This is a genomic window from Streptomyces flavalbus (genome assembly GCF_042674625.1).
Taxonomy (GTDB): domain Bacteria; phylum Actinomycetota; class Actinomycetes; order Streptomycetales; family Streptomycetaceae; genus Streptomyces; species Streptomyces flavalbus.
The window spans coordinates 1822977-1847093 of the sequence record NZ_JBHTEB010000001.1 but is presented as its reverse complement, the minus strand read 5'-3'; the positions used below and the strand labels follow the sequence as shown (position 1 = coordinate 1847093).

23 protein-coding genes are annotated in these 24117 nt (G+C 71.1%); 12 read left to right on the top strand and 11 right to left on the bottom strand.

Features of this window, described 5'->3' with window-relative positions:
• Positions 1–73 precede the first annotated feature (73 nt).
• The 4 genes from ACFQZ6_RS08110 to ACFQZ6_RS08095 all read left to right on the top strand — a co-directional run bounded on the left by ACFQZ6_RS08110 (position 74) and on the right by ACFQZ6_RS08095 (position 4887).
• Positions 74–1432 (top strand): ABC transporter substrate-binding protein, encoded by a 1359-nt coding sequence (locus ACFQZ6_RS08110; protein ID WP_381606110.1) that lies wholly within the window; start codon positions 74–76, stop codon positions 1430–1432.
• Between the two features lie 111 nt (positions 1433–1543).
• Positions 1544–2338: a rhamnogalacturonan acetylesterase gene (locus ACFQZ6_RS08105; RefSeq protein ID WP_381606107.1), complete on the top strand. Its 795-nt coding sequence runs from the start codon at positions 1544–1546 to the stop codon at positions 2336–2338.
• Between the two features lie 34 nt (positions 2339–2372).
• On the top strand, positions 2373–3677 hold the full coding sequence (locus ACFQZ6_RS08100; protein ID WP_381606105.1) for a pectate lyase family protein: 1305 nt from the start codon (positions 2373–2375) through the stop codon (positions 3675–3677).
• A gap of 97 nt (positions 3678–3774) precedes the next feature.
• Entirely contained in the window at positions 3775–4887 is a 1113-nt protein-coding gene (locus ACFQZ6_RS08095) for a pectinesterase family protein (protein ID WP_381606103.1), read from the top strand.
• On the opposite strand, the gene ACFQZ6_RS08090 is transcribed toward ACFQZ6_RS08095, so the two are convergent.
• The 3 genes from ACFQZ6_RS08090 to ACFQZ6_RS08080 form a co-directional block, all read right to left on the bottom strand.
• A complete protein-coding gene (locus ACFQZ6_RS08090) occupies positions 4878–5711 on the bottom strand; it encodes a pectate lyase (RefSeq protein ID WP_381606101.1) in 834 nt (277 codons plus the stop codon). The genes ACFQZ6_RS08095 and ACFQZ6_RS08090 overlap by 10 nt on opposite strands.
• A gap of 106 nt (positions 5712–5817) precedes the next feature.
• The gene (locus tag ACFQZ6_RS08085) at positions 5818–6666 is read right to left on the bottom strand and encodes a hypothetical protein (RefSeq protein WP_381606100.1); all 849 of its coding nucleotides are present in this window, start codon (positions 6664–6666) and stop codon (positions 5818–5820) included.
• On the bottom strand, positions 6663–7238 hold the full coding sequence (locus ACFQZ6_RS08080; RefSeq protein WP_381606099.1) for a SigE family RNA polymerase sigma factor: 576 nt from the start codon (positions 7236–7238) through the stop codon (positions 6663–6665). Before ACFQZ6_RS08080 ends, ACFQZ6_RS08085 begins: the two co-directional genes overlap by 4 nt.
• Positions 7239–7469: 231 nt before the next feature.
• On the opposite strand from ACFQZ6_RS08080, the gene ACFQZ6_RS08075 reads away from it, so the two are divergent.
• Positions 7470–8927 carry an NCS2 family permease gene (locus ACFQZ6_RS08075; protein WP_381606098.1) on the top strand — a complete coding sequence of 486 codons (1458 nt, stop codon included), beginning with the start codon at positions 7470–7472 and terminating at the stop codon, positions 8925–8927.
• A gap of 4 nt (positions 8928–8931) precedes the next feature.
• On the opposite strand, the gene ACFQZ6_RS08070 is transcribed toward ACFQZ6_RS08075, so the two are convergent.
• The 3 genes from ACFQZ6_RS08070 to ACFQZ6_RS08060 all read right to left on the bottom strand — a co-directional run bounded on the left by ACFQZ6_RS08070 (position 8932) and on the right by ACFQZ6_RS08060 (position 11722).
• Entirely contained in the window at positions 8932–10386 is a 1455-nt protein-coding gene (locus ACFQZ6_RS08070) for a peptidoglycan D,D-transpeptidase FtsI family protein (protein ID WP_381606096.1), read from the bottom strand.
• 85 nt (positions 10387–10471) lie between these two features.
• Entirely contained in the window at positions 10472–10942 is a 471-nt protein-coding gene (locus tag ACFQZ6_RS08065; RefSeq protein ID WP_381606094.1) for a GNAT family N-acetyltransferase, read from the bottom strand.
• 6 nt (positions 10943–10948) lie between these two features.
• A complete protein-coding gene (locus ACFQZ6_RS08060; protein ID WP_381606091.1) occupies positions 10949–11722 on the bottom strand; it encodes an IclR family transcriptional regulator in 774 nt (257 codons plus the stop codon).
• A 131-nt stretch (positions 11723–11853) separates the two neighbouring features.
• On the opposite strand from ACFQZ6_RS08060, the gene ACFQZ6_RS08055 reads away from it, so the two are divergent.
• Together ACFQZ6_RS08055 and ACFQZ6_RS08050 are read left to right on the top strand one after the other, a co-directional pair.
• Positions 11854–13383, top strand: coding sequence for an aldehyde dehydrogenase (NADP(+)) (locus ACFQZ6_RS08055; RefSeq protein WP_381606088.1), 1530 nt, complete (start codon positions 11854–11856; stop codon positions 13381–13383).
• A 116-nt stretch (positions 13384–13499) separates the two neighbouring features.
• On the top strand, positions 13500–14549 hold the full coding sequence (locus tag ACFQZ6_RS08050) for an aminotransferase class V-fold PLP-dependent enzyme (RefSeq protein WP_381606086.1): 1050 nt from the start codon (positions 13500–13502) through the stop codon (positions 14547–14549).
• A gap of 6 nt (positions 14550–14555) precedes the next feature.
• Here the strand turns inward: ACFQZ6_RS08050 and thpD are convergent, their stop codons facing one another.
• From thpD to ACFQZ6_RS08025, 5 genes are all read right to left on the bottom strand, one after another.
• Positions 14556–15461 carry an ectoine hydroxylase gene (thpD, locus tag ACFQZ6_RS08045; protein WP_381606084.1) on the bottom strand — a complete coding sequence of 302 codons (906 nt, stop codon included), beginning with the start codon at positions 15459–15461 and terminating at the stop codon, positions 14556–14558.
• Positions 15462–15467: 6 nt separating this feature from the next.
• Positions 15468–15866 (bottom strand): ectoine synthase, encoded by a 399-nt coding sequence (locus tag ACFQZ6_RS08040; protein ID WP_381606082.1) that lies wholly within the window; start codon positions 15864–15866, stop codon positions 15468–15470.
• Positions 15867–15907: 41 nt separating this feature from the next.
• Complete coding sequence (ectB, locus tag ACFQZ6_RS08035) at positions 15908–17191, bottom strand: diaminobutyrate--2-oxoglutarate transaminase (protein WP_381606080.1); 1284 nt, start codon at positions 17189–17191, stop codon at positions 15908–15910.
• 76 nt (positions 17192–17267) lie between these two features.
• Positions 17268–17786 (bottom strand): diaminobutyrate acetyltransferase, encoded by a 519-nt coding sequence (gene ectA / locus ACFQZ6_RS08030; protein ID WP_381606078.1) that lies wholly within the window; start codon positions 17784–17786, stop codon positions 17268–17270.
• Positions 17787–18126: 340 nt separating this feature from the next.
• Positions 18127–19230, bottom strand: a complete 1104-nt coding sequence (locus tag ACFQZ6_RS08025; protein WP_381606076.1) for a pyridoxal-phosphate-dependent aminotransferase family protein — start codon at positions 19228–19230, stop codon at positions 18127–18129.
• A gap of 183 nt (positions 19231–19413) precedes the next feature.
• Between ACFQZ6_RS08025 and ACFQZ6_RS08020 the strand changes: the two genes are divergently transcribed.
• From ACFQZ6_RS08020 to ACFQZ6_RS08000, 5 genes are all read left to right on the top strand, one after another.
• On the top strand, positions 19414–20262 hold the full coding sequence (locus ACFQZ6_RS08020; protein ID WP_381606074.1) for a transporter substrate-binding domain-containing protein: 849 nt from the start codon (positions 19414–19416) through the stop codon (positions 20260–20262).
• Between the two features lie 4 nt (positions 20263–20266).
• Positions 20267–21103 (top strand): amino acid ABC transporter permease, encoded by an 837-nt coding sequence (locus tag ACFQZ6_RS08015; RefSeq protein ID WP_381606071.1) that lies wholly within the window; start codon positions 20267–20269, stop codon positions 21101–21103.
• On the top strand, positions 21100–21891 hold the full coding sequence (locus tag ACFQZ6_RS08010) for an amino acid ABC transporter ATP-binding protein (protein ID WP_381606069.1): 792 nt from the start codon (positions 21100–21102) through the stop codon (positions 21889–21891). Before ACFQZ6_RS08015 ends, ACFQZ6_RS08010 begins: the two co-directional genes overlap by 4 nt.
• A gap of 21 nt (positions 21892–21912) precedes the next feature.
• Entirely contained in the window at positions 21913–23010 is a 1098-nt protein-coding gene (locus tag ACFQZ6_RS08005) for an amidohydrolase family protein (protein ID WP_381606066.1), read from the top strand.
• Positions 23011–23170: 160 nt separating this feature from the next.
• Complete coding sequence (locus ACFQZ6_RS08000; protein WP_381606064.1) at positions 23171–24100, top strand: SCO1860 family LAETG-anchored protein; 930 nt, start codon at positions 23171–23173, stop codon at positions 24098–24100.
• Positions 24101–24117: the final 17 nt, after the last annotated feature.

Sequence of the window (24117 nt, the reverse complement as noted above, 5' to 3'; positions counted from 1 at the left end):
GGACCGCGCCCCACGCCGCCCGGAGACCTCCGTTGGATCCCGAAGAAGCGACTCAAAGAAGAGAGCCGACCCTATGAACACCAACAAGCGCAGAAGCACCACCGGCAGGCAGCGGCTGTCGGCCGCCGTCGCCCTGAGCGCCGTCCTCGCGCTCACCGCCACCGCCTGCGGCGACGACGGCAGCGGCGGGGGCGGCGACAAGGGCGCCGACGGCAGCGGCACCGGGAAGATCGTCTTCTGGGACAACAACGGAGGTGTCCGCACCGACGTCTGGAAGGAGATCATCGCCGACTTCGAGAAGGCCAACCCGGACATCGACGTCGAGTACGTCGGCATCGCCTCCACCGAGTACCAGTCCAAGGTGGACACCGCCATCCAGGGCGGCGGCCTGCCCGACGTCGGCGGCGTCGGCGCGGCGATGCTCGCCGGGTTCGCCGCGCAGGAGGCGCTGGAGCCGCTGGAGAACCGGCTCACCGGCTCCTCCCTCAACGGCAAGCTCAACGACGACATGATCGAGTCGCTGAAGGCGGCCGGTGACTCCGAGCGCCTGTACTCGGTGCCGACCTCCGCCAACAACGGCGTCCTGTACTACCGCACCGACCTCTTCGAGAAGGCCGGTCTGGACGAGCCGACCACCTGGGACGCCTTCTACGAGGCCGCGGAGAAGCTCACCAACGCGGGCAAGAACGAGTTCGGCTACACCATCCGCGGTGGCGCCGGTTCCATCGCGCAGGCGCTGGACGCGATGTACGGGCAGTCCGGGATCACGTCCTTCTGGGATGCAAGCGGTGAGAAGACCACCGTCAACGACCCGAAGAACGTCGAGGCGCTGGAGAAGTACGCCGCCCTGTTCAAGAAGGTCACGCCCGCCGCCGACCTCAACAACGACTTCACCAAGATGGTCGCCCAGTGGGACTCCGGCACCATCGGGATGCTCAACCACAACCTGGGCTCCTACCAGGACCACGTGAAGGCGTTCGGCGCGGACAAGTTCCGTGGCATCCCGCAGCCGGTCGGGACCGGCGGCAAGCGGGTGCAGGTGTCCAACCCGGTGGACGGGCTCGGCCTGTTCAAGAGCAGCAAGAACAAGGACGCGGCCTGGAAGTTCATCGAGTTCGCCGCGGGGCACGAGTCGAACTCCAAGTTCAACCAGTCGGCCGGGCAGGTGCCCGCGAACCTCGACGCGGCGAAGGACCCGTGGGTGTCGGAGGCGGAGCCGACGAAGCTGGCGGCCCAGGCGCTGACGGACGGCTCCACGACGATCGTGCAGTTGCCGTACTACCTGCCTGACTGGAACACCATCTCCAAGGCCGACAACGAGCCGAACTTCCAGAAGGTGCTGCTGGGGAAGATGAGCGCGAAGGACTTCTGCGACACGCTCGCCGAGCAGTTGAACGAGGCGCAGGCCGAGTGGAACGAGCAGCACGGCTGACTGTGCCGGGGGGCGGCTCGTGGTTGTTCGGCTGCGGGCCGTCCTTGGCTGGGCGCGCAGTTCCCCGCGCCCCTGAGGACGTCCACTGTTCCCCTTTCGGAAGGTACCGACGTGTCGCTTAGTCGTCGGCAAGTTGCTGGTGCCGCTTTTGCCGCCTTGCCCTTGAGTACTCTCGCCGGGACCGCTCAGGCCCAAGAGCAGCGGGCCCGCACCCTCTTCATCGCCGGGGATTCCACCGCCGCGCAGAAGTACGCCGATGCCGCCCCCGAGACCGGGTGGGGAATGGCGTTGCCGTTCTTTCTGAAGCATGACACCCGGGTCGCCAATCACGCCGTGAACGGGCGGAGTTCGAAGAGCTTCGTCGACGAGGGGCGGCTCGATGTCGTACTCGGCGCGATCCGGCCCGGCGATCTCCTGCTCGTCCAGTTCGCGCACAACGACGAGAAGAAGGACGACCCCACCCGGTACACCGAGCCGTGGACGACGTACCAGGAGCACCTGCGGCTGTACGTCGACGGGGCGCGGGCGCGCGGGGCGCGGCCGGTGCTGGTGACGCCCGTGGAGCGGCGGCGGTTCGACGCCGCAGGGAACGCGGTGCCGAGCCACGGTGAGTACCCCGCGGCGATGCGGGCGCTGGCCGCGGCGGAGGGCGTGGCGCTGCTGGACGTACAGGCGCTGTCGCTGGCGCTCTGGCAGGAGCTGGGCGTCGAGGCGACGAAGACCTACTTCAACTGGACCGCCACCGAGCAGGACAACACGCACTTCAACCCGCCCGGCGCGGTCGCCGTGGCCCGGCTGGTCGCGCGGGAGCTGCTGCGGACGCGGGTGCTCGCGCCGCGCGACGTACGGCGGCTGGCGGAGGAGATCCCCGAGGAGTGGATCACCTGGCCGCAGGCCGCCGCGTAACACCCCCTGAAGCTGAGAGAAGGAGAGCCGCACCATGGAAGCAAAAGGCTGGCATGGGCATGTCAGAGTGGCCGCGTTGGTGGGCTGTACCGCCCTCGTGGTGTCCCTGACCGGTACCGCCGCCCAGGCCCACGGCCGGGACCTCGGGCGTCAGGTGCTCGGCGCCCACGACGGCTGGGCCGCCGAGGGCACCGGGACGACCGGTGGGGCGGCGGCCGACGCCGCGCACGTCTACACCGTGACCACGTGGGAGGAGTTCCGGGCCGCGCTCGCGGACGGCGGCTCCGCGCCGAGGATCGTCAAGGTGAAGGGCACCATCGACGCCGTCTCGCGGGGCTGTGAGGCGTTCGAGGCGGAGGGGTACGACTTCGACCAGTACCTCGCCGACTACGACCCCGCGGTCTGGGGCCACGACACCCCCGTCAGCGGTGAGCAGGAGGACCTGCGGGCCGCGTCCGCCGCCAACCAGGACAAGGCCATCAAGGTCGACGTCCCGGCCAACACCACCATCGTCGGCGTGGGCCGCGACGCCGCGATCCTCGGCGGCAGCCTGCAGATCCGGGGCGTGGACAACGTCATCGTCCGCAACCTCACCATCGAGGCCCCCATCGACTGCTTCCCGCAGTGGGACCCCACCGACGACAACAAGACCGGCGCCTGGAACTCGGAGTACGACGGCGTCGTCGTCTACGGCTCCACCCATGTGTGGGTCGACCACAACACCCTCACCGACGGCCGCTACCCGGACTCCACGCTGCCGTCGTACTACGGCAAGGTCTACCAGCAGCACGACGGGCTCCTCGACATCGTGCGCGGCGCCGACCACGTCACCGTGTCCTGGAACTCCTTCCGGGACCACGACAAGACCATGCTGATCGGCAACAGCGACAGCGCGGGCGCCACCGACGCGGGCAAGCTGAGGGTCACCCTCCACCACAACCGCTTCGAGGGCATCGTCGAGCGGGCGCCCCGCGTCAGGTTCGGGCAGGTCGACTCGTACAACAACCACTTCGTGGTGACGGCGGACCAGCCCTACGGCTACGTCTACGGCATCGGCAAGGAGTCGCGGCTGTACGCCACCGACAACGCGCTGTCGCTGGCGGAGGGCGTGAGCGTGGCCAAGGCGCTGAAGAAGTGGAGCGAGGCGCCGCTGACCGCCGAGAACAACTACGTCAACGGCAAGAAGACCGACCTGATCGCCGTGCACAACGCGGAGATCCCCGCCGAGACCCTCCAGTCCGGCGCGGGCTGGACGCCCACCCTGCGCACCACGGTGCACCACCCGAAGGCGGTCCCGTGGATCGTCGACCTGGGCGCGGGCGCGGGCAAGCTGCGCTGACCCCGACCGGCTGACCGGGGCGGCGGCGCTCCCGCCCCCGCCCCGGCCCCGTCCCCCCTCCCCCCGAGCACCAACCTCCTTAAGGACCACCACCCTGATGTCCCTCACCCGCAGAGACCTCCTCCTGGCGGGCGCCGGGGCGGGCGCGGCCCTGGGCCTCGCCGCCGTCCCCGCCCACGCCACCGGACGCCGTCCCTTCGGCCGTCACGGTTCGCCCGCCGCCCGGCCCAGCGACCGCCACCTCTACGTCGACCCGCACGGCCGCGGCGACTTCACCACCGTCCAGGCCGCCGTGACCGCCGCCACCGGCGGCGGCTGGACCCTCGTCCTCGCCCCCGGCACCTACCGCGAGACCGTCGCCGTCAGCTCCGACCGCACCGCCATGACCTGGATCGGCGCCGCCGAGGACCCCCGGGCCACCGTCATCGTGTACGACAACGCCGCGGGCACCCCGAAGCCCGACGGCTCCGGCACCTACGGCACCAGCGGCTCGGCCACCACCACCGTGCAGGCCGACGGCTTCACCGCCCACTGGATCACCTTCGCCAACGACTGGCTGCGCGCCGACCACCCCGGCGTCAGCGGCACCCAGGCCGTCGCCCTCAAGGCACAGGGCGACCGCACCGCCTTCTGGCACTGCCGGTTCCTCGGCCACCAGGACACCCTGTACGCCGACACCCGGTCCCTGGACGCCTTCGCCCGCCAGTACTACGCCCACTGCCACATCGAGGGCGACGTCGACTTCGTCTTCGGCCGGGCCACCGCCGTCTACGAGCACTGCCACTTCCGCACCCTGGACCGCACCGACCTGACCGGCGCGCCCTACGGCTTCGTCTTCGCGCCGTCCACGGCGGGCGCCAACCCGCTCGGCTACCTGGTCACGCGCAGCCGCGTCACCAGCACGGCGCCGGACGCCTTCTACAAGCTGGCCCGGCCCTGGGTGCCCAGCTCCGACCCGACCGCGCGGCCCATGCTCACCGTCCGGGAAACCTGGCTGGGCCCGGGCATCGACGCGGTGGCGCCGTACGCGAACATGCGGGACGCCTACCCGTGGCAGTCGATGCGGTTCCGTGAGTACGCCAACTCCGGCCCCGGAGCGGTCGTCTCCGTGCCCGAGAACCGGCCGCGGCTCACGGCCGAGGAGGCCGCCCGGCACACCCGGCGCGCCTACCTCGGCGACTGGCGGCCCGATGACCTGGGTCAGTCGTAGCTGAGGTCGGAGGCCGTGTAACGGCAGTACGTGCCGTCGGGTCCGGAGCCCAGTTCCTTCGGCTCGGCGCCGGTGTCGTTGCCCTGGAAGCGGGTGCACGGCTTGATCTTCTTGCCGCTGTCGCCGTGGATGCGGACGCCGCGCAGCGCCGCCGTCTCACCGAAGTTGGAGTTGATCCCGACGATCGACTTGCCCGGCGCGGTGACGTCCACGTCGTTGATGATGACCTGGCGGTTCTTGTACTGCGTGGAGCAGTTGCCGCAGGTCCGCACCAGCTTGCCGAAGTCGGAGACCTGGAACTTGGTCACGACCAGCTTGCCCGCGCCGTTGAACTGGAAGACCTTGTCGTCGGCCTTCCTCGCGCCGCCGCCGTACACGGTGTAGACCGCCGAGGACGACTTGCCCTTGAAGGTGGCGGCGTCCTCGCCGACGTCCTCCCACCAGACGTTCTGGAGCGTGCAGCTACCCGAGCAGTGCACGCCGTCCGCGGCCGGGGAGCCCAGGATGACGTTCTTCAGCACCGCGCCGTCGGCCAGCTTGAAGATCGGGTCCTGGCCCTCGTCCTGGCCGTCGCCGCCGAGCGCGCCACTGCCGTAGAAGCGCTGGTAGCCGCCGTCGTAGGTGCCGGAGACCGCGATGGTGCTGCTGACCGCCTTGCTGCCCTTGGCCGTCGGCCAGGCGGACGCGGCGCCCGCCGTGGAGAGCAGGGACGTGGTGGCCAGCGCGGCGCCGGTGAGACCGAGCGCGGCCACCGAGCCGATCACGGCCCGCCGCCTGGTGAGCCCGCGGCGGTGCCGGGCGCGCTGTTCTGCTGGAGCACTCATGTGCCGAATCCTTCGTGGGATGGTGACTGTTGCGCCTTCTGGTCGCCACCGGTGCGCGCGAGGTTGCCGTGACCTCGAAAAAAATCTCCCGGACCGCCCGCGGCGCCTAGTCGTCCTCGCCCTGGGGCGCGAAGTCGCCCGTCACCGCGTGCGGTTCGGCGTTCGTCGTCGTCGTGTGGACCGTGTAGTCGTCGTCCCCCGCGTCCCGGCCGCCGCGCTCGTGGTCGTACTGGCCCGCGAAGACGAACTCGCCCTCCGGGACCGTACGGCCCTCCTTGAGCGCCCAGGTGTAGACGAGGTAGCCGTCCCGTTCCGTCACCGCCAGGTCGAAGTCGGCCTCCGGCAGGGAGCGCCAGGCGCCGGTGGAGGTGACGCCGCCGGTCTGGGCGATCCGCAGCTCGACGGTGAGGGACGCCAGCCGCTCGGTCGTCTTCACGGTGACGTTGCTCTGCGCCCAGAACTCGTTGCTGTGCGGGTCCACCGAGCCGTCCGACCAGAGCGGGCCGTCCGCGACGTCCGTCGCGGTCGCGGGCGGCGCGCCGGTCGAGGTGGCCGTGGACGACGGCGTGCGCGAGGCGGACGCGCTGGGCGCGCGGGACGCGGCGGAGGCGCTCGGCGACGGGTCGGGCGGTGGCGCGGGCGGACGGCTGGTGGCGTCGGGGGACGGCGTCGGCGTCGCCGACACGGCGACCGTGCCCTGCGGCGGGGCGTCCTCCCTCACCGCGGACGCCACCGCGTACCCGCCGACCGCGAGGACACCCGCGACCGCGGCCGTGGCCCCGGCGACCCGCAGCCAGCCCCACACCGGCGGCAGCACCGCCCCATCCCCGCCGGGCCGCTCCCGCTCGGCCATCCCGCGCTCGATCCGGGCCATCATGCGGGCGCGGTCGGGCTGGTGCGTCCCGGCCGCCTCACGCAGTTGGGCGCGCAACTCCTCGTGCACGTCCCGCCTCATCGGTTCCTTCCTCCGCCCTCTGACGTGGGCACCATCGCCGTCCGCAGCCGCCGCGGGGCGCCCGCCGCGCCCTCCGCCCCGAGCAGCCGCTGGAGCTCCGCCATCCCCTTGGAGGTCTGGCTCTTCACCGTACCCACCGACACCCCGAGGGTGAGCGCGGTGTCCTTCTCCGACAGGTCGAAGGCGTGCCGCAGCACCACGCACGCCCGCTTGCGGAACGGCAACCGACGCAGCGCCTCCTGGACGTCGACCACCCCCGGCACGTCCGGGTTCTCGGTCCTCTCCTCGCGCTGCGACCAGAACAGCGCGATCCGCCGCCGCTCGCGCACCGCGCTGCGCACGCGGGTGCGGGCCAGGTTGGCGACCACCCCGCGCGCGTACGCCACCGGATGGTCGGCGGCGCGGACCCGGTCCCAGCGGTGCCAGAGCGCCAGCAGGGCGTCCGCCGCCAGGTCGTCGGCGGCGTCCGGCTCACCGGTCAACAGGTGGGCCAGCCGGGCCAGTTCGGCGTAGTGACGCTCGAAGAAGGCGTGGAACTCCACGGAGGCCGCGTCGTCGACGACTGTCCCCACGGGCTCTCTCCTCGCAGCGATGGCCCGGCGTCGAACAGCCGTACGCCGGGACGAGATCCGGACTGTACCAGTGATCACTGAGCACGCCGTACGAGGGTTCGAACAACGTATGGCGGACCGAACGGCCTGACGGTGATTCCGTAACACGGGGAAAACCTGAAACGCACTCGGCGGGGGAACAATCCAGCCAGCATCCGCACACTGATCACCCGGCACCAGGGAGCAACCGCCATGCCAGACACACAGCAGGTGACCGACCGGCCAAGTCCCCCGCCACCAGCGGCGAACGGCGTCGACCGGTTCTTCAAGATAACCGAGCGGCGCTCCACCATCGGGCGGGAGATACGCGGCGGCTTCGCCACGTTCTTCACGATGGCCTACATCCTTGTCCTGAATCCCATCATCCTGGGCAGCGCCGAGGACAAGTACGGCCACCACCTCGACGCCGTCCAACTCACCACCGCCACCGCGCTGGTGGCCGCCGTGATGACGGTCATCATGGGCGTCGGCGGCAACCTGCCGATCGCACTCGCCGCCGGGCTCGGCCTCAACGCCGTCGTCGCCTTCCAGATCGCCCCGATGATGAGCTGGCCCGACGCGATGGGCCTCATCGTCCTCGAAGGACTGCTGATCTGCGTGCTGGTGGTGACCGGGCTGCGCGAGGCCGTGATGCACGCCATCCCGCAGTCGCTGAAGCAGGCGATCAGCGTCGGCATCGGCCTGTTCATCGCCCTCATCGGCTTCGTGGACGCCGGGTTCGTCAGCCGCGTCCCGGACGCCGCGAACACCACCGTGCCGGTCCAGCTCGGCGGCACCGGCACCCTCAGCGGCTGGCCCCTCCTGGTGTTCTGCGTCGGGGTGCTGCTGACCATCGGGCTGCTCGCCCGCAAGGTCAAGGGCGCCATCCTCATCAGCATCGTCACCATGACGGTCGTCGCGATCCTCATCAACTCCGCCGCCGACATCAAGAGCTGGGGCCTGACCACGCCCGAGTGGCCCGACAAGGTCGTCGACACCCCCGACTTCGGACTGCTCGGCGAGTTCAGCCTGTTCGGCGCCTTCGACGAACCCGGCGTCGGCGTCATCACCGTCGTCCTGCTGGTCTTCACCCTGATCCTGTCCGACTTCTTCGACACCATGGGCACCGTCGTCGGCATCAGCGCCGAGGCCGGGCTCCTCGACGAGGACGGCAAGGTGCCGGACCTGAGCCGGGTGCTGCTCATCGACGGCGCCGCCGCGGTCGCGGGCGGCGCGGCCTCCGCCTCGTCGGCCACCTCCTACATCGAGTCCGCCGCCGGGGTCGGCGAGGGCTCCCGCACCGGCTTCTCCAACCTGGTCACCGGCGGCCTGTTCGCCCTCGCCCTGCTGTTCACCCCGCTGCTGACCATCGTCCCGCTCCAGGCCGCCGCGCCCGCCCTGGTCGCCGTCGGCTTCCTGATGATGACCCAGGTCAAGCACATCGACTGGGACCGCTACGAGATCGCCATCCCGGCGTTCCTCACCATCGCCGTGATGCCGTTCACGTACTCCATCACCAACGGCATCGGCGCCGGGTTCGTCGCCTACGCCCTCATCAAGACCGTCCTCGGCAGGGCGAAGGACGTCCACTGGCTGCTGTGGGGCGCCGCCGCGCTGTTCCTGGTGTACTTCGCGATCGACCCGCTGGAACAGCTCCTCGGCGTGAAGTGAGCCGCTAGTCGCTCAGGGCCGCCTCCATCATGGCCTTGGCCACGGGGGCGGCCAGACCGTTGCCGCTGACCTCCGAGCGGGCCGCGTCCGACTGCTCGACGACCACCGCGACGGCGACCGCCTTGTCCGAATTGTCCGACTTGGCGTACGAGGTGAACCAGGCGTACGGCGTCTGGCTGTTGTTCTCGCCGTGCTGGGCCGTGCCCGTCTTGCCGCCCACCTCGGCGCCGGGGATGCGCGCGTTGGAGCCGGTGCCCTCGTCGACGACCGTCCGCATCGCCGACGTGAGCTGCTCGGCCGTCCCGGCGCTCACGATCCGCTGGGACGCGGCACCGTCGTCGTACTCCTCCAGTACGTCGCCGTCGCTGTCGGTGATCTTCGAGACCATGTGCGGGGCGACCAGCTCACCGCCGTGGGCGAGCGCCGCAGACACCATCGCCATCTGGAGCGGCGTCGCGGTGACGTCGAACTGGCCGATGCCGGTCAGCGCGGTCTGCGCGTCGTCCATGCCGGTCGGGTAGACGCTCTCGTAGGCGCGCACCGGCACGTCCCGCTCGTCGTCGTTGAAGCCGAACCTCTCCGCCATGGCCTGGACCTTCTCCGCGCCGAGGTCGACGGCCATCTTCCCGAAGACGTTGTTGCACGAGTACTGGAGCGCGGTGCGGATCGTGGCGTTCTCGCAGGGCGCGTCCGGGTTCTCGTTGGACAGCACCCGGGTGGTGCCCGGCAGGGTGTACGGGTCCGGGCTGTCGGTCCGGTCGTCCACCGAGTCGTACAGGCCGTCCTCCAGCGCGGCGGCGGCCACCACCAGCTTGAACGTCGACCCCGGCGGCAGCGGCTGGCGCAGCGCGCGGTTGGTCAGCGGCCTGTCCTCGTCGGCGTTGAGTTCCTGCCACGCCGACCCGGCGGTGTTGGCGTCGGTCAGCGAGGACGGGTCGTACGACGGTGTCGACACCACGCCGAGAATCCGCCCCGTCGACGGGTCGATGGCGACGGCGGCGCCCTTCTTGTCGCCGAGCGCCTCGTACGCCGCCCGCTGCACGTCCGGGTCGATCGTCGTCACCACGTCACCCGGGTCGGCCCGCTCCCCGGTCACGGTGTCCAGCACCGTCCTGAGGCGGGTGTCCGTGCCGTTGAGCAGGTCCTGGTAGACGCCCTCGAGCTGGGTGGACGCGTACGCCTGCGAGGCGTAGCCCGTCACCGCCGCGTACAGCTCGCCGTCGGTGTACGTGCGCTTGTAGGCGAGGTCGCCGGAGGTCCGGGCCGAGCCGGTGACCGCGTGACCGGCCACGATGATGTCGCCGAGCGGGGCCGCGTACGTCTCGATCGCGTTCCGCCGGTTGTCCTTGTCGTCCGCGAGGGCCTGGCCTTCGTAGAACTGCACCCAGGTGGCCCGCACCAGCAGTGCGAACACCAGCAGCAGCGTGAGGACCGAGGCGCGCCTGATCGTCTTGTTCATCCCGCGGAGAAGACGAACGGGGCGGACCGGGGCGTTCCCGTCCGCCCGCTTTCTCATCAGGTGTTCATGAAGGGCACCGGTCGCCTCACCCCTCCAGGTGCAGCACGACCTCTTCGATCTCCTCACCGCGCGCCTGCGCGAACCCGGTGGTGTGCGCGGTCACCCGGAAGCCACAGCGCTCCAGGACCCGCAGCGACCCGGCGTTGTCCGCCGCCGCGCGCGCGTACAGCGGACGCTCGGGCACCTCCGCGAGGAGCTGGCGCAGCGCGGCCGTCGCGATGCCGCGCCCCCAGTAGGCGCGGTCGATCCAGTACGTGACCTCCCGCTCGCCCGGCGTCCCGTACACCGCCGCGCTGCCCACCACGTCACCGTCGGCGAGCACGGTCCGCACCACGTCGTCCGAGGCGCGGACGCGCGCCCAGTGGGCGTCGAAGGCGTCCCGGTCGGCCGGGTCCTTCGCGGTGAAGGCGGCCATCCGGAGCGACTCCGGGTCGTTCATCTGCCGGAAGAACACCGGCAGGTCGCTGTCGTGTACCGGGCGCAGGGCGATCAGCATGGGGTTTCAGAGCCTCCGGGTGGCGAGGGTCAGGCGGTCACGGGCGTCGAAGAGGGCGTCCTTCACCATCTGCTCGTGGGCGGGCGTCAGCCGCGCCACCGGGATCGAGCAACTGATCGCGTCCCGCGCCGGGGTGCGGTACGGGATCGCCACGCCGAAGCAGCGCAGGCCGAGGGTGTTCTCCTCGCGGTCCACGGCGAAGCCCTGCTCCCGCACCTGGTGCAGCTCCTCGATGAGCCTCTCCCGGTCGGTGATGGTGTGCTCGGTCAGCGCGGGCAGCGTCTCCGGGAGCATCTTGCGGACCTGCTCGTCGGAGTAGGTGCTCAGCAGCGCCTTGCCGAGGGAGGTGGAGTGCGCGGGCAGGCGGCGGCCGACGCGGGTGAAGGGGCGCAGGTAGTGCTGCGACTGGCGGGTGGCGAGGTAGACGACGTTGGTGCCGTCGAGCCGGGCCAGGTGGATGGTCTCGGTGGTGTCGTCGGAGAGCCGGTCCAGGGTGGGCCGGGCGACCGCCACCACCTCGTCGCCGTCGATGTAGGAGGTGCCCACCAGCAGCGCCCGCACGCCGATGCCGTACCGGGTGCCGGTCGCGTCGGTCTCCACCCAGCCCAGCTCCACCAGCGTGCGCAGCAGCATGTACAGGCTGGACTTGGGGTAGCCGACGGCCTCCTGGACCGCCGCGAGGGAGTGCATACCGGGGCGCCCGGCGAAGTACTCCAGCAGTTCGACCGTCCGTACCGCGGACTTGACCTGCGCGCCGCCCCCCGTCTCGCCAGCCGACATCGCCCTTTGACCCCTTCGTTCGACGAGGACCTGAAGATATAGTCTCCAGCAGCATATTCACCATCAGAGACAGCGTTCAGTATATCGAACAACCCTGGTGGATGACCCAGATACACGTGGAGGGACCCGCGGTGGCAGCAGCACCAGTCTGGAGTGTCGACCCCCGAACCGGGAAGCAGCGGGAACAGGTTGCGGTGGAGGCCACGGCCCAGGAGGTGGACGCCGCCGTCCGGGCCGCCCATGACGCCCGCGGCTCCCTCGCCGACCGCGCCGTGCGCGCCGCCTTCCTGCGGACCGCCGCGGACGCGCTGGAGGCGGCGAAGGACGGCCTGGTGGAGACCGCCGACGCCGAGACCGCGCTGGGCCCGGTCCGGCTCACCGGGGAACTCGCCCGCACCTGCTTCCAGCTCCGGGCCTTCGCCGACATCGTCGACGAGGGCGCCTTCCTGGACGTCGTCATCAACCACCCCGACGACACCGCCACCCCGCCGATTCCCGACCTGCGCCGCTACAAGGTGCCGCTCGGCGTCGTCGCCGTCTACTCCGCCTCCAACTTCCCCTTCGCCTTCTCCGTCGCGGGCGGCGACACCGCGAGCGCGCTCGCCGCGGGCTGCCCGGTCGTCGTCAAGGCCCACCCCGACCACCCGGCCCTGTCCGAACTGGTCGCCAAGGTGCTGCGCCGGGCCGCCGCCGAGCACGGCGTGCCCGAGGGCGTGGTCGGTCTGGTGCACGGCTTCGAGGCGGGCGTCGAGCTGATCCAGCACCCGCTGGTCGCCGCGGCCGGGTTCACCGGCTCGGTGCGCGGCGGGCGCGCCCTGTTCGACGCCGCCGCCGCCCGTCCGGTGCCGATCCCCTTCCACGGCGAGCTGGGCTCCCTCAACCCGGTGCTGATCACCGAGGCCGCGGCGGCCGAGCGGCCCGAGCAGATCGGCGGCGGCCTCGCGGGCTCGATGACGATGGGCGTCGGCCAGTTCTGCGTCAAGCCCGGCTTCGTCCTCGCCCCGCAGGGTCCGGCGGGCGACCAACTGCTGAAGTCCCTCACCGAGGCCGTCAGCGACACCGCGGCGGGCGTCCTGCTCGACCACCGGATGCGGGACAACTTCCTCGCCGGGATCACCGAGCGCACCCAGCTCCCCGGCGTGGAGTCCCCGGTCACCCCCGGCGCGGCCAGCGAGCACACCGTCAGCCCCGGCTTCCTCACCGTCCCGGCGGCGAAGCTGGCCGAGGAGGGCGAGTACGACCTGCTGCTCGAGGAGTGCTTCGGCCCGGTGACCGTCGTCGCCCGGTACGCCGACGAGGCCGAGGCCAAGGCGGTGCTGTCGCGGCTGCCGGGGAACCTCACGGCGACGGTGCACCTGTCGACGGAGGAGGCCGCGGGGCAGGGGCGGGGCCCCGAACTGCTGGCCGAGCTGACGCCGCTGGCCGGTCGCGTGCTGGTCAACGGCTGGCCGACGGGGGTCGCGGTGGCGCCCGCGCAGCACCACGGCGGGCCGTACCCGGCGACGACGTCCACGTCCACGTCCGTGGGCGGGACGGCGATCGAGCGCTGGCTGCGGCCGGTGGTGTACCAGAACGCCCCGGAGGCGCTGCTGCCGCCGGAGCTGCGGGACGCCAACCCGCTGGGGCTGCCGCGCAGGTTCAACGGGCAACTGGAGCGGTAGCCGGTCCGGCATGGGCCGGGAAGGCGCAGGTCGGGGCGGACGTATAAGCGTTCCTTAGCGGAATCACGTATTTATTCGCGATGGACTTGGGGAGCCGCGGGTCGCAGAGTGGACCCATGGAGACCTTCGAGAGCCTCGTCCGCACCGAGTTCCGCCCGGAGAACACCTACCTCAACACCGCCAGCACCGGGCTGCTGCCCGCCCGTACGGTCGCCGCGATGCGTACGGCCGTGGAGGCGGCGTCCGTGGGGCAGCCCACGGACATGTTCGACGACGTCGAGGCGTCCCGGGCGTCCTTCGCGCGGCTGACCGGCGTGGCGGCCGACCGGGTGGCGGCCGGGGCGTCGGTCGCCGTCTACTCGGGGCTGGTCGCCGCCTCCCTGCCGGAGGGCGCCGAAGTCGTCACCGCCGAGGGCGACTTCAGCTCGGTGGTGAACCCCTTCCACGTCCGCGCCGACCTCAAGGTGCGCACCGTGCCGCTGGAGGGCGTCGCCGACGCGGTGCGCCCCGGCACCGCGCTGGTCGCGGTGAGCGCCGCGCAGTCCGCGGACGGCCGGATCGCCGAGCTGCCCGCGATCCGCGCGGCGGCCCGCGAGCACGGCGCCCGCACCTACGTCGACGCCTCCCAGGCCGTGGGCTGGCTCGACTTCGACGCGGACGCCTACGACTACACCGCCGCCGTCGCCTTCAAGTGGCTGTTCTGTCCGCGCGGGGTGACGTTCCTGACCGTCCCCGGCGACCTCGGGGGGCTCACACCGCTGTTCGCCGGGTGGGTGGCGGGCCAGGAGCCCTGGGCGAGCTGCTACGGCCCGGTCGGGGAACTCGCCCGCTCCGCCCGCCGGTTCGACGAGAGCCCCGCGCTGTTCTCCTACGCGGGGGCCCGGCGCTCCCTCGCCCTGCTGGAGGAGATCGGCGTGGCCGCCGTACGGGAGCACGACCTCGGGCTCGCCGCGCGGTTCCGGGCCGGGCTCGACGCGCTCGGGCACGCGGCGGTGGCCGCGCCCGGGTCACCGATCGTGTCGGTGCCGGGGCTCGGCCACCGGCAGTCCGCGCTCAGCGGCGCGGGCATCGAGGTGTCGGACCGCGCGGGCAACCTCCGCGCGGCCTTCCACCTCTACAACACGCCGGCCGACGTGGACCGGCTGCTCGACGCGCTGTCCGGCTGAGCCGCTTCAGCGCACCGGCGTGAAGTCCCGGGCGCCGATGAACTCCGGTCGGCGCACCGGGGCGGCGAAGGGCTCCACGGCCTGGTTCTCCACGCTGTTGAACACGATGAAGACGTTGCTGCGGGGGAACGGCGTGATGTTGTCGCCGGAGCCGTGCATACAGTTGCAGTCGAACCACACCGCGGAACCGGCGCGGCCGGTGAACAGCCTGATGCCGTACTCGCTCGCCATCTCGGTGAGCGCCTCGTTGGACGGCGTGCCCGCGTCCTGCATCTGGAGGGACTTCTTGTAGTTGTCCTTCGGGGTGGCGCCCTCGCAGGCCAGGAACGTCCGGTGCGACCCCGGCATGATCATCAGGCCGCCGTTGGTGTCGAAGTTCTCGGTCAGCGCGATCGAGACGGACACCGTGCGCATGTTCGGCAGGCCGTCCTCGGCGTGCCAGGTCTCGAAGTCGGAGTGCCAGTAGAAGCCGCTGGCGCCGAAGCCCGGCTTGACGTTGATCCGGGACTGGTGGACGTACACGTCGGAGCCGAGGATCTGCCGGGCGCGGCCGACCACGCGCTCGTCGCGCACCAGCGAGGCGAACACCTCGCTGATCTTGTGCACCTCGAAGACCGAGCGGATCTCCTGCGACTTCGGCTCCACGATCGAGCGCTCGTCGGCGCGGATCGCCGGGTCGGCGATCAGCCGGTTCAGCTCGTCGCGGTAGACCTTGACCTCGTCGTCGGTGATCAGGTCCTCGATGGCGAGGAAGCCGTCACGGTCGAACGACTCCAGATCGGCGCCGGGGATCGGGCCCGGCGTGCCCGGGGCGCCCCAGACGACGGGGTCCTTGCGGGGGATCCTCACCTCGGCGGTGCCCCGGCTGGGGTAGAGGTCGGTGACGGTGGTGTTCGTGGTCGTGGTGGTCACTGGGACTCACACCTCCTCGGTGAGCAGGGGGTAGACGCCGTTCTCGTCGTGGTCCTCACGTCCGGTGACGGGCGGGTTGAAGACGCAGATGCAGTGGAAGTCCTCCTTGACGCGGAGCGTGTGCCGCTCGTGCCCGTCCAGGAGGTACATGGTCCCGGGAGTGATCGTGTACGTCTTCCCGGTCTCGCGGTCGGTCAGTTCGGCCTCGCCCTGGGTGCACACGACGGCCTCGACGTGGTTGGCGTACCACATGGACGTCTCGGTCCCGGCGTACAGGATGGTCTCGTGCAGGGAGAAGCCGACCTTCTCCTTGGCGAGCACGATGCGTTTGCTCTCCCAGGTCCCGGACGCGGACTTGACGTGCCGGTCGGTGCCTTCGATGTCCTTGAAGGATCGGACGATCACGGTGTGGCGATGCCTCCTCGTAGGCGTGGGTGTTCGGTCGTTCAGACGGTGGCCGGTGCGGTCTCCCGCACGGCGCGGGCCAGCGTGCGCAGGCCCTCGTCCAGCTCGTCGGGGGTGATGGTCAGGGCGGGCAGCAGCTTGACGACCTCGCTCTCCGGACCGGAGGTCTCCACCAGCAGCCCCAGCTCGAAGGCGCGCTGCGCGACGCGGCCCGCGCGCTCCTTGTCGTGGAACTCCATGCCCCACACCAGGCCCCGGCCGCGGTACTCCTTGACGTCGGCGAGGTTCTCCTCGGTGATGGCGATCATGGCCTGTTCGACCTGCTCACCGCGGGCGCGGGTCTGCTTCTCCATGGCGGAGCCGTCGGTCCAGTACGCCTCCAGCGCCGCCGTCGCGGTGACGAACGCCGGGTTGTTGCCGCGGAAGGTGCCGTTGTGCTCGCCCGGCTCCCAGATGTCCAGCTCCGGCTTGAACAGGCAGAGCGACATCGGCAGGCCGTAGCCGCTGATGGACTTGGAGACGGTGACGATGTCGGGCGTGATCCCGGCCTCCTCGAAGGAGAAGAAGGCGCCGGTCCGGCCGCAGCCCATCTGGATGTCGTCGACGATCAGCAGCATGTCCTGCCGCTCGCACAGCTCGGCCAGCGCGCGCAGCCACTCCGGGCGGGCGACGTTGATGCCGCCCTCGCCCTGCACGGTCTCCACGATCACCGCGGCGGGCTTGTTGAGGCCGGAGCCCTGGTCCTCCAGGAGCCGCTCGAACCACAGGAAGTCCGGGACCCGGCCGTCGAAGTAGTTGTCGAACGGCATCGGCGTGCCGTGCACCAGCGGGATGCCCGCCCCGGCCCGCTTGAAGGCGTTGCCGGTCACGGCGAGGGAGCCGAGCGACATCCCGTGGAAGGCGTTGGTGAACGACACGATCGCCTCGCGCCCCTTCACCTTCCGCGCCAGCTTCAGCGCGGACTCCACGGCGTTGGTGCCGGTCGGGCCCGGGAACATGACCTTGTAGGGCAGGTCACGGGGGCGCAGCACCAGGTTCTGGAAGGTCTCCAGGAACCGGCGCTTGGCGGTCGTCGACATGTCGAGGCCGTGGGTGACGCCGTCGCGCTCCAGGTAGTCGATCAGGGCGCGTTTGAGGACGGCGTTGTTGTGGCCGTAGTTCAGCGACCCGGCTCCGGCGAAGAAGTCGAGGTACTCGTGGCCGTCCTCGTCGTACATGCGGCTGCCCTGGGCGCGGTCGAAGACGGCGGGCCAGCCGCGGCAGTAGCTGCGCACCTCGGACTCCAGGGTCTCGAAGACGCTCAGGTCGGGCTGGGTGATGGTCACGGCGAATCGCTCCTCGGTGCGACAGTGGGCCTGTGATGAGTCGGTGCGGGTTCTCGGACGGAGTTCGACTGATCGGTCAGCGGTTCGACAGGTCGGTCAGCGGGGCGATGCGGTAGAGGACTTCCGGGTCGTGCGGGCCGTCCGGGAAGTGGTCGGTGGCGAACAGCACCTCGCGCTCGACCCGGGCGCCGTGCCGGGCGGCGTACGAGGTGAACAGCCGCTCGGAGGCGGTGTTGCCGGGCGTGATGGTGGTCTCCACGGCGTCCAGACCGCGCTCGGCGGCGACCTGGGTGGTCAGCGCGTCAAGGAGCCGGGCCGCCAGCCCCCGGCCGCGGTACGCGGCGTCCACGGCGACCTGCCACACCAGCAGCGTCCCCGGGCGGTCGGGGCGCAGGTACCCGGTGACGAAGCCGACCGGCTCCCCGTCGTCCCCGCGGGCCACCACCGAGGTGCCGGAGAAGTCACGGCACCACAGCAGATAGGCGTAGGAAGAGTTCAGGTCGAGGGTTCCGGATTCCTTGGCCAGCCGCCAGAGAGCGGCCCCGTCCGTCACCCCCGGACGGTCGATGTACAGGTCTGCGTGTGCGGCGGTCATGCGAATTGAATTTACCGAGAGAAAAATGAAATTGCATGGCCGCAGACCCTTGGGTCCCGTGGTCCGATGTGTTATCGCGCGGGCGCGAGTGATCACCCCGGCACTGTCCGACCTGGGATGATTTCACCCGTAAATACGGCGCAAATCGGGCGCGCTTGTGTGACGAGTCACAAACACGTAACCCTTGCGAGACGCGCCCGAATTATGTCGCTTGGCCTTGGTGAAACCTTAGTGTTTAGGCTGCGGAAAAGCGGGCAGAAGAAAACGGGAAGCTGCGCTCCGTAGAATTATGGAATTGGGGATTGTGGAATCCGGTGAAGGCCAGGAATTTAGGAAACCGTCATCCGCGCCAGCTCTCCCCGGCCGCCCGCAGCGCCGCCCCCGGGTCCACCTGAAGGCCCTCCTCCGCCAGCGCCGCGCCCAGCGCCACCAGACAGCCGCGCACCGCGCCCGGCGTGGCGTCGGCGCCGTAGTGGTTGACCCGGACCATCTCCTTGGCCAGCGCGCCGCCCCCCGCGGCCAGCGGCAGCGCCGGGTCGACCGCCAGCGCCCGCGCCACCAGCTCCGCCGCCACCGTGCCGGACGGCACCCGCAGCGTCGTCGCGACCGGCGCCGCCTGGGCGTCCGCCACCACGTACGGCTCCAGGCCGCCGCCCAGCGCCCGCGCCCCCGCCCGGGTCGCCGCGGCGGCCCGCGCGTGCCGGGCCATCACCGCGTCCAGGCCCTCCGCCTCGATCCGCGCCACACACGCCTCAAGCCCGAGCATCTCCAACTGCGCGGGCGCGTGCGGCAGCGCCCGGCGCCCCCCGTCGAGCCAGCGCTCCTTCCAGTCCAGCAGCGACAGGTACGACCGCCGCGGCGCCCTCGGGTTCGCCGCCATCCGGGCCCACGCCCGCTCGCTCACCGACACCGCCGACACCCCGGCCGGACCGCCCATCGCCTTCTGCGCCCCGATCACGCACAGGTCCACGCCCCAGGCGTCCGGCAGCACCGGCTCCGCCCCGACCGAGGCGACCGCGTCCAGGTAGAACAGGGCACCCCGCTCCCGTACCACCGGGCCGATCTCCGCGACCGGGTTGGTGTTGCCGGTCGCCGCCTCCGCGTGCACCAGCGAGACGAAGTCGATCTCCGGGTGCGCGGCGAAGGCGTCCCGGATCTGCTCGGCCGTGACGGCGGTGTGGAAGGGGACCGCCAGGTCGATCACCGTCGCCCCGCAGTCCCGCAGCCAGTCACCGAAGGTCTGCCCGTAGGGGCCGGTGATCACGTTCAGCGCGGTGGTGCCGGGACCGGCCGTGGCGCGGATCGCGCCCTCCAGCGGCAGCAGCGCCTCACCCTGCATGATCACGACGTCCTGCGCGGTACCGAGCAACCGGGCCACCCGGTCCTCGATCGAGGCGAAGCGCTCGGCGCTCAGCGGCGCCAGCTCCAGGAAGGGATGGGTCACGGCGGTGCTCTCTTCGGCGTGCGGCGGAACAGGACGAATGGTGCCGAGCTTAGGCCAGCGCCTCCAACCCCCCATCACCGGAGACTTCTTAGGCCGGGCGGCCTCGTAGCCAAGGGTTTAATTTGAGGAACCCCAACATCTCCTTATAATCGGAAGTCACAGTTTCTGCACAGGAGGTCCCCCGTGATCACGCTCCTAGGGCGCCGGGCCCGCGTACTGGCCGCCACCACCGCGACGGCCGGGCTGGTCCTCGTGGCCGGTTGCTCCTCGGACGACGACGGCGGCAGCGGCGGCAAGACCGCCGCGGGCGGCGTCGAACTGGTCAAGGGCGGCCAGCTCACGACCTGCACCCACCTGCCCTACCCGCCCTTCCAGTCGGAGATCGACGGCAAGGTGCAGGGCTTCGACGTCTCGCTGATCGACCTGGTCGCCGACGACCTGGGCGTGCAGCAGAAGATCGTCGACCAGCCCTTCGAGAACTTCAAGACGGGTGGCTCCCTCAACGCCGGGCAGTGCGACCTGGCCGCCGCCGGTATGACCATCACCGACGAGCGCAAGAAGAACGTCGACTTCTCCGACCCGTACTTCGAGGCTACCCAGGCCGTGCTGGCCGACAAGGACAGCGGCGTCGGCTCCTTCGCGGACCTCAAGGGCAAGAAGGTCGGCGCCCAGGCGCAGACCACCGGCGAGGACTACGCCAAGAGCCAGGGCCTGGACCCGGTCTCCTTCGAGTCCTCCGACGCCGTCCTCAACGGCCTGCGCACCGGCCAGGTCGACGCCGTCGTCATCGACTACCCGGTCGTCCAGGGCTGGCTCAAGGACAAGGCCAACGCCGACGCCTTCACGGTGGCCGAGCAGGTCAACACCGGTGAGCAGTACGGCTTCACGGTGAAGAAGGGCAACGACAAGCTCCGCGAGGCCATCAACAAGGCGCTCGCCCAGGCGAAGTCCGACGGTACGTACAAGAAGCTGTACGAGCAGTGGATCGGCCCGTACGACGAGGACGCCGCCGCCTCCCCGGCCGCATCCTGACCCCATGGCCGATACCGACACACCCGTAGTACAGCCGAAGAAGAAGGGCCTCACCCGGCGGCAGAAGTGCAGCCTGTCCCGGGGGGCCCAGTACGCCGTGTTCGTCGCCGCCGTGATCGCGTTCGCGGTGGCGGCGGACTGGGACCGGCTGCGCAACCAGTTCGCCCAGAAGGCCATCGCGGAGCAGATGTTCCCCGAGGTCATCACGCTGGCGCTGAAGAACACCGTGCTCTACACGGTCACCGGCTTCGCCGTCGGACTGGCCCTCGGCATGGTCATCGCCCTGATGCGGCTGTCGTCCGTGGGCCCCTACCGCTGGCTCGCGGGCGTCTACATCGAGATCTTCCGCGGGCTGCCCGCCCTGCTGATCTTCATCTTCATCGGCGTGGCCGTGCCGCTGGCCTTCCCCGGCACCGAGATCCCCGGCGGCACCTACGGCAAGGTCGCGCTCGCGCTCGGCCTGGTCGCCGCCGCCTACATGGCGGAGACGATCCGCGCCGGGATCCAGGCGGTGCCCAAGGGACAACTGGAGGCGGCCCGCTCGCTGGGCTTCTCGCCCGCCCGCGCGATGGTCTCGATCATCATCCCGCAGGCGTTCCGGATCATCCTGCCGCCGCTGACCAACGAACTCGTCCTGCTCTTCAAGGACTCCTCGCTGGTGCTGTTCCTCGGTGTCACCCTGGAGGAGCGGGAACTGTCGAAGTTCGGCCGCGACCTCGCCAGCCAGACCGCCAACTCCACCCCCATCCTGGTGGCGGGCCTGTGCTACCTGCTGATCACCATCCCGCTCGGCTTCGTCGTGCGCCGCATGGAGGCCAAGGCACAGGAGGCCGTGCGATGACCCGTCCCGAGATCGAGGTCCGTGGCCTGCACAAGGCGTTCGGCGACAACGAGGTCCTCAAGGGCATCGACCTGGAGATCCAGCGCGGCGAGGTGGTCTGCGTCATCGGCCCGTCCGGCTCCGGCAAGTCCACGCTGCTGCGCTGCGTGAACCTGCTGGAGGAGCCGACCAAGGGCCAGGTCTTCGTCGGCGGCACCGAACTGACCGACCCGGACGTCGACATCGACGCCGTACGCCGCCGCATCGGCATGGTCTTCCAGCAGTTCAACCTCTTCCCGCACCTCACGGTCACCGAGAACCTGACGCTGCCGCAGCGCCGGGTGCTGCGCCGGGACAAGGCGACGGCGGCGAAGGTGGCCGCGGAGAACCTGGAGCGGGTGGGCCTCGCGGAGAAGGCGTCCGCGTACCCCGCCTCCCTCTCCGGCGGCCAGCAGCAGCGCGTCGCGATCGCCCGCTCGCTCGCCATGGGCCCCGAGGTGATGCTCTTCGACGAGCCGACCTCGGCGCTCGACCCCGAGCTGGTCGGTGACGTCCTCGCGGTGATGCGGATGCTGGCGACCGAGGGCATGACGATGATGGTCGTCACCCACGAGATGACCTTCGCCCGCGAGGTGGCGGACCGGGTCGTCTTCATGGACGGCGGCGTGGTCGTCGAGGACGGCGACCCCGCACAGGTCATCGGCTCCCCCCGCCACGAACGCACCCGCCACTTCCTCTCCCGCCTCCTCGACCCGGCGATGGCCGAGGTGGAGGAGGAGACGTCGGACCAGGTGGGCAGGACCTCCTAGCGCCTGACTATCGTGCGGTGCATGAGTGGTGGTGAGGTACTGCACGTCACGGGACGGGTGCTCGTCGGTCCCGAGGAGATCCGCGACGACCTGTGGGTGATCGACGGGCGGATCTCCTACGACCGCCCCGTCGGCGCCCGCGACGTCCGCACGGTGTCCGGCTGGGCGCTGCCCGGCCTGGTCGACGCCCACTGCCACGTGGGCCTGGACGCGCACGGCGCGGTGCCCCGGGACGTCGCGGAGAAGCAGGCGCTGACCGACCGCGAGGCCGGGACCCTGCTGATCCGCGACGCGGGCTCGCCCTCCGACACCCGCTGGATCGACGACCGCGACGACCTGCCGAAGATCATCCGCGCCGGTCGGCACATCGCCCGCACCCGCCGCTACATCCGCAACTACGCCCATGAGATCGAGCCCGAGGACCTGGTGGCGTACGTCGCCCAGGAGGCCCGGCGCGGCGACGGCTGGGTCAAGCTCGTGGGCGACTGGATCGACCGCGACCTGGGTGACCTGGCGGCGTGCTGGCCGCGCGGGGCCGTGGAGGCGGCGATCGCCGAGGCGCACCGGCTGGGCGCCCGGGTCACCGCGCACTGCTTCGCGACGGACTCCCTGCCGGACCTGGTGGAGGCGGGCATCGACTGCGTCGAACACGCGACGGGCCTGACGGAGGACCTGATCCCGCTGTTCGCCTCCCGGGGCGTGGCGATCGTCCCCACCCTGGTCAACATCGCCACGTTCCCCGGCCTCGCGGACGGCGGGGAGTCCCGCTACCCGCGCTGGGCGGCCCATATGCGGCGGCTGTACGACGCCCGCTACGACACCGTCCGCGCCGCCTACGACGCCGGGGTGCCGGTGTACGTCGGCACGGACGCCGGGGGCGCGCTGGCGCACGGGCTGGTGGCCGGTGAGGTTGGGGAACTGGTCACCGCGGGCATCCCGCCCGTCGAGGCGCTCTCGGCGGCGTCCTGGGCCGCCCGGCGCTGGCTCGGCCGTCCCGGCCTGGACGAGGGGGCCCCGGCGGACCTCGTGGTGTACGACGCGGATCCGCGGGCCGACGTGCGGGTGCTGGGGGCGCCGCGGTGGGTGGTGCTGAACGGGCGGGTCGTCGAGGGAGGATGACGATTCGGCCGTCTGTGCGGGATACCCACGATGGGGTGAAGTGACGCTGGATGGCTGACCGTTCACTCTCCGTGGGTAATTCTTGGCGGGTCCCGAGCAAGTCCGCACGGCTCCATGCCCGTTCCGCGTGGCTCCGTGCCTGTTGAGAGGTCCCACCATCGTGAACAGCACGTCCTTCCGCCTGCCCGCACGCCGTCTCACCACCGCCGCGGTGGCCACCGCCCTGGCCGCCGGACCGGTCGCGTTATCCGGCGCGCACCCCGCGCACGCCACCGGCGACGAGGGCCACGCCAGCGCGGCGGTGCTGCGCACCGGGCTCGACGTGGCGCTGCTCAACAAGACCGTGCGGGTGCCGCTCACGGTCTCCCTGAACGAGGTCGAGGCGCCTCAGAGCGCGGAGAAGACCGCGCTGACGGCGCGGCTGGACGGCGTGGACGGGGGACGCCCCTTCACGGTCCTGGGGGCGGAGGTGGCGCAGGCCAAGGCGACGGTGACGGCGTCGAAGGCCGAGGCGTCCACCCATCTGGCGCGGGCCTCGCTCCACGTCCCCGGGTTGCCGCTGCTGTCCCTGATCGAGGTCGAGGGGATCACCTCCACGGCGACCTGCGTGGCAGGGAAGGCGCCGGTCGCCGAGGCCAACGTGCTGGGGGCGGTGACGGTGCTCGGGAAGCGGGTCACCCTGACCGCGGGCGGTACGACGAGGGTGGCCGTCCCCGGCGTCGGTGAGGTCCGCCTCGACCTGTCGAAGCGGGAGACCACGACGCGTACGGCGACGGCGACCGCGCTGGAACTCGCCGTCGAGGTGAACCCGCTGGAGCTGAACGTGGCCGAGGTGACCGGGTCCCTCACGCTGGCGGAGGCCACCTGCGAGGCGCCGCCCGCGCCCGTCCGCACCACCACGGAGCCGTCCGCGCCGCCCGCCGCGGACGTCAGGCCGCAGGGGGTGCCTGCGGAGACCGGGCTCGCTGAGACTGGTGGGAGTTCCGTGACGCCGTATGTGGCGGGCGGGGCTGTGGCGTTGCTGGTGGTTGGTGGGGGAGCGCTGAGCTTGACTCGGCGTCGGGGGGTGGGTCGCGCGGCCCGGCGCTAGCGGGGTGCCGCTGCGCC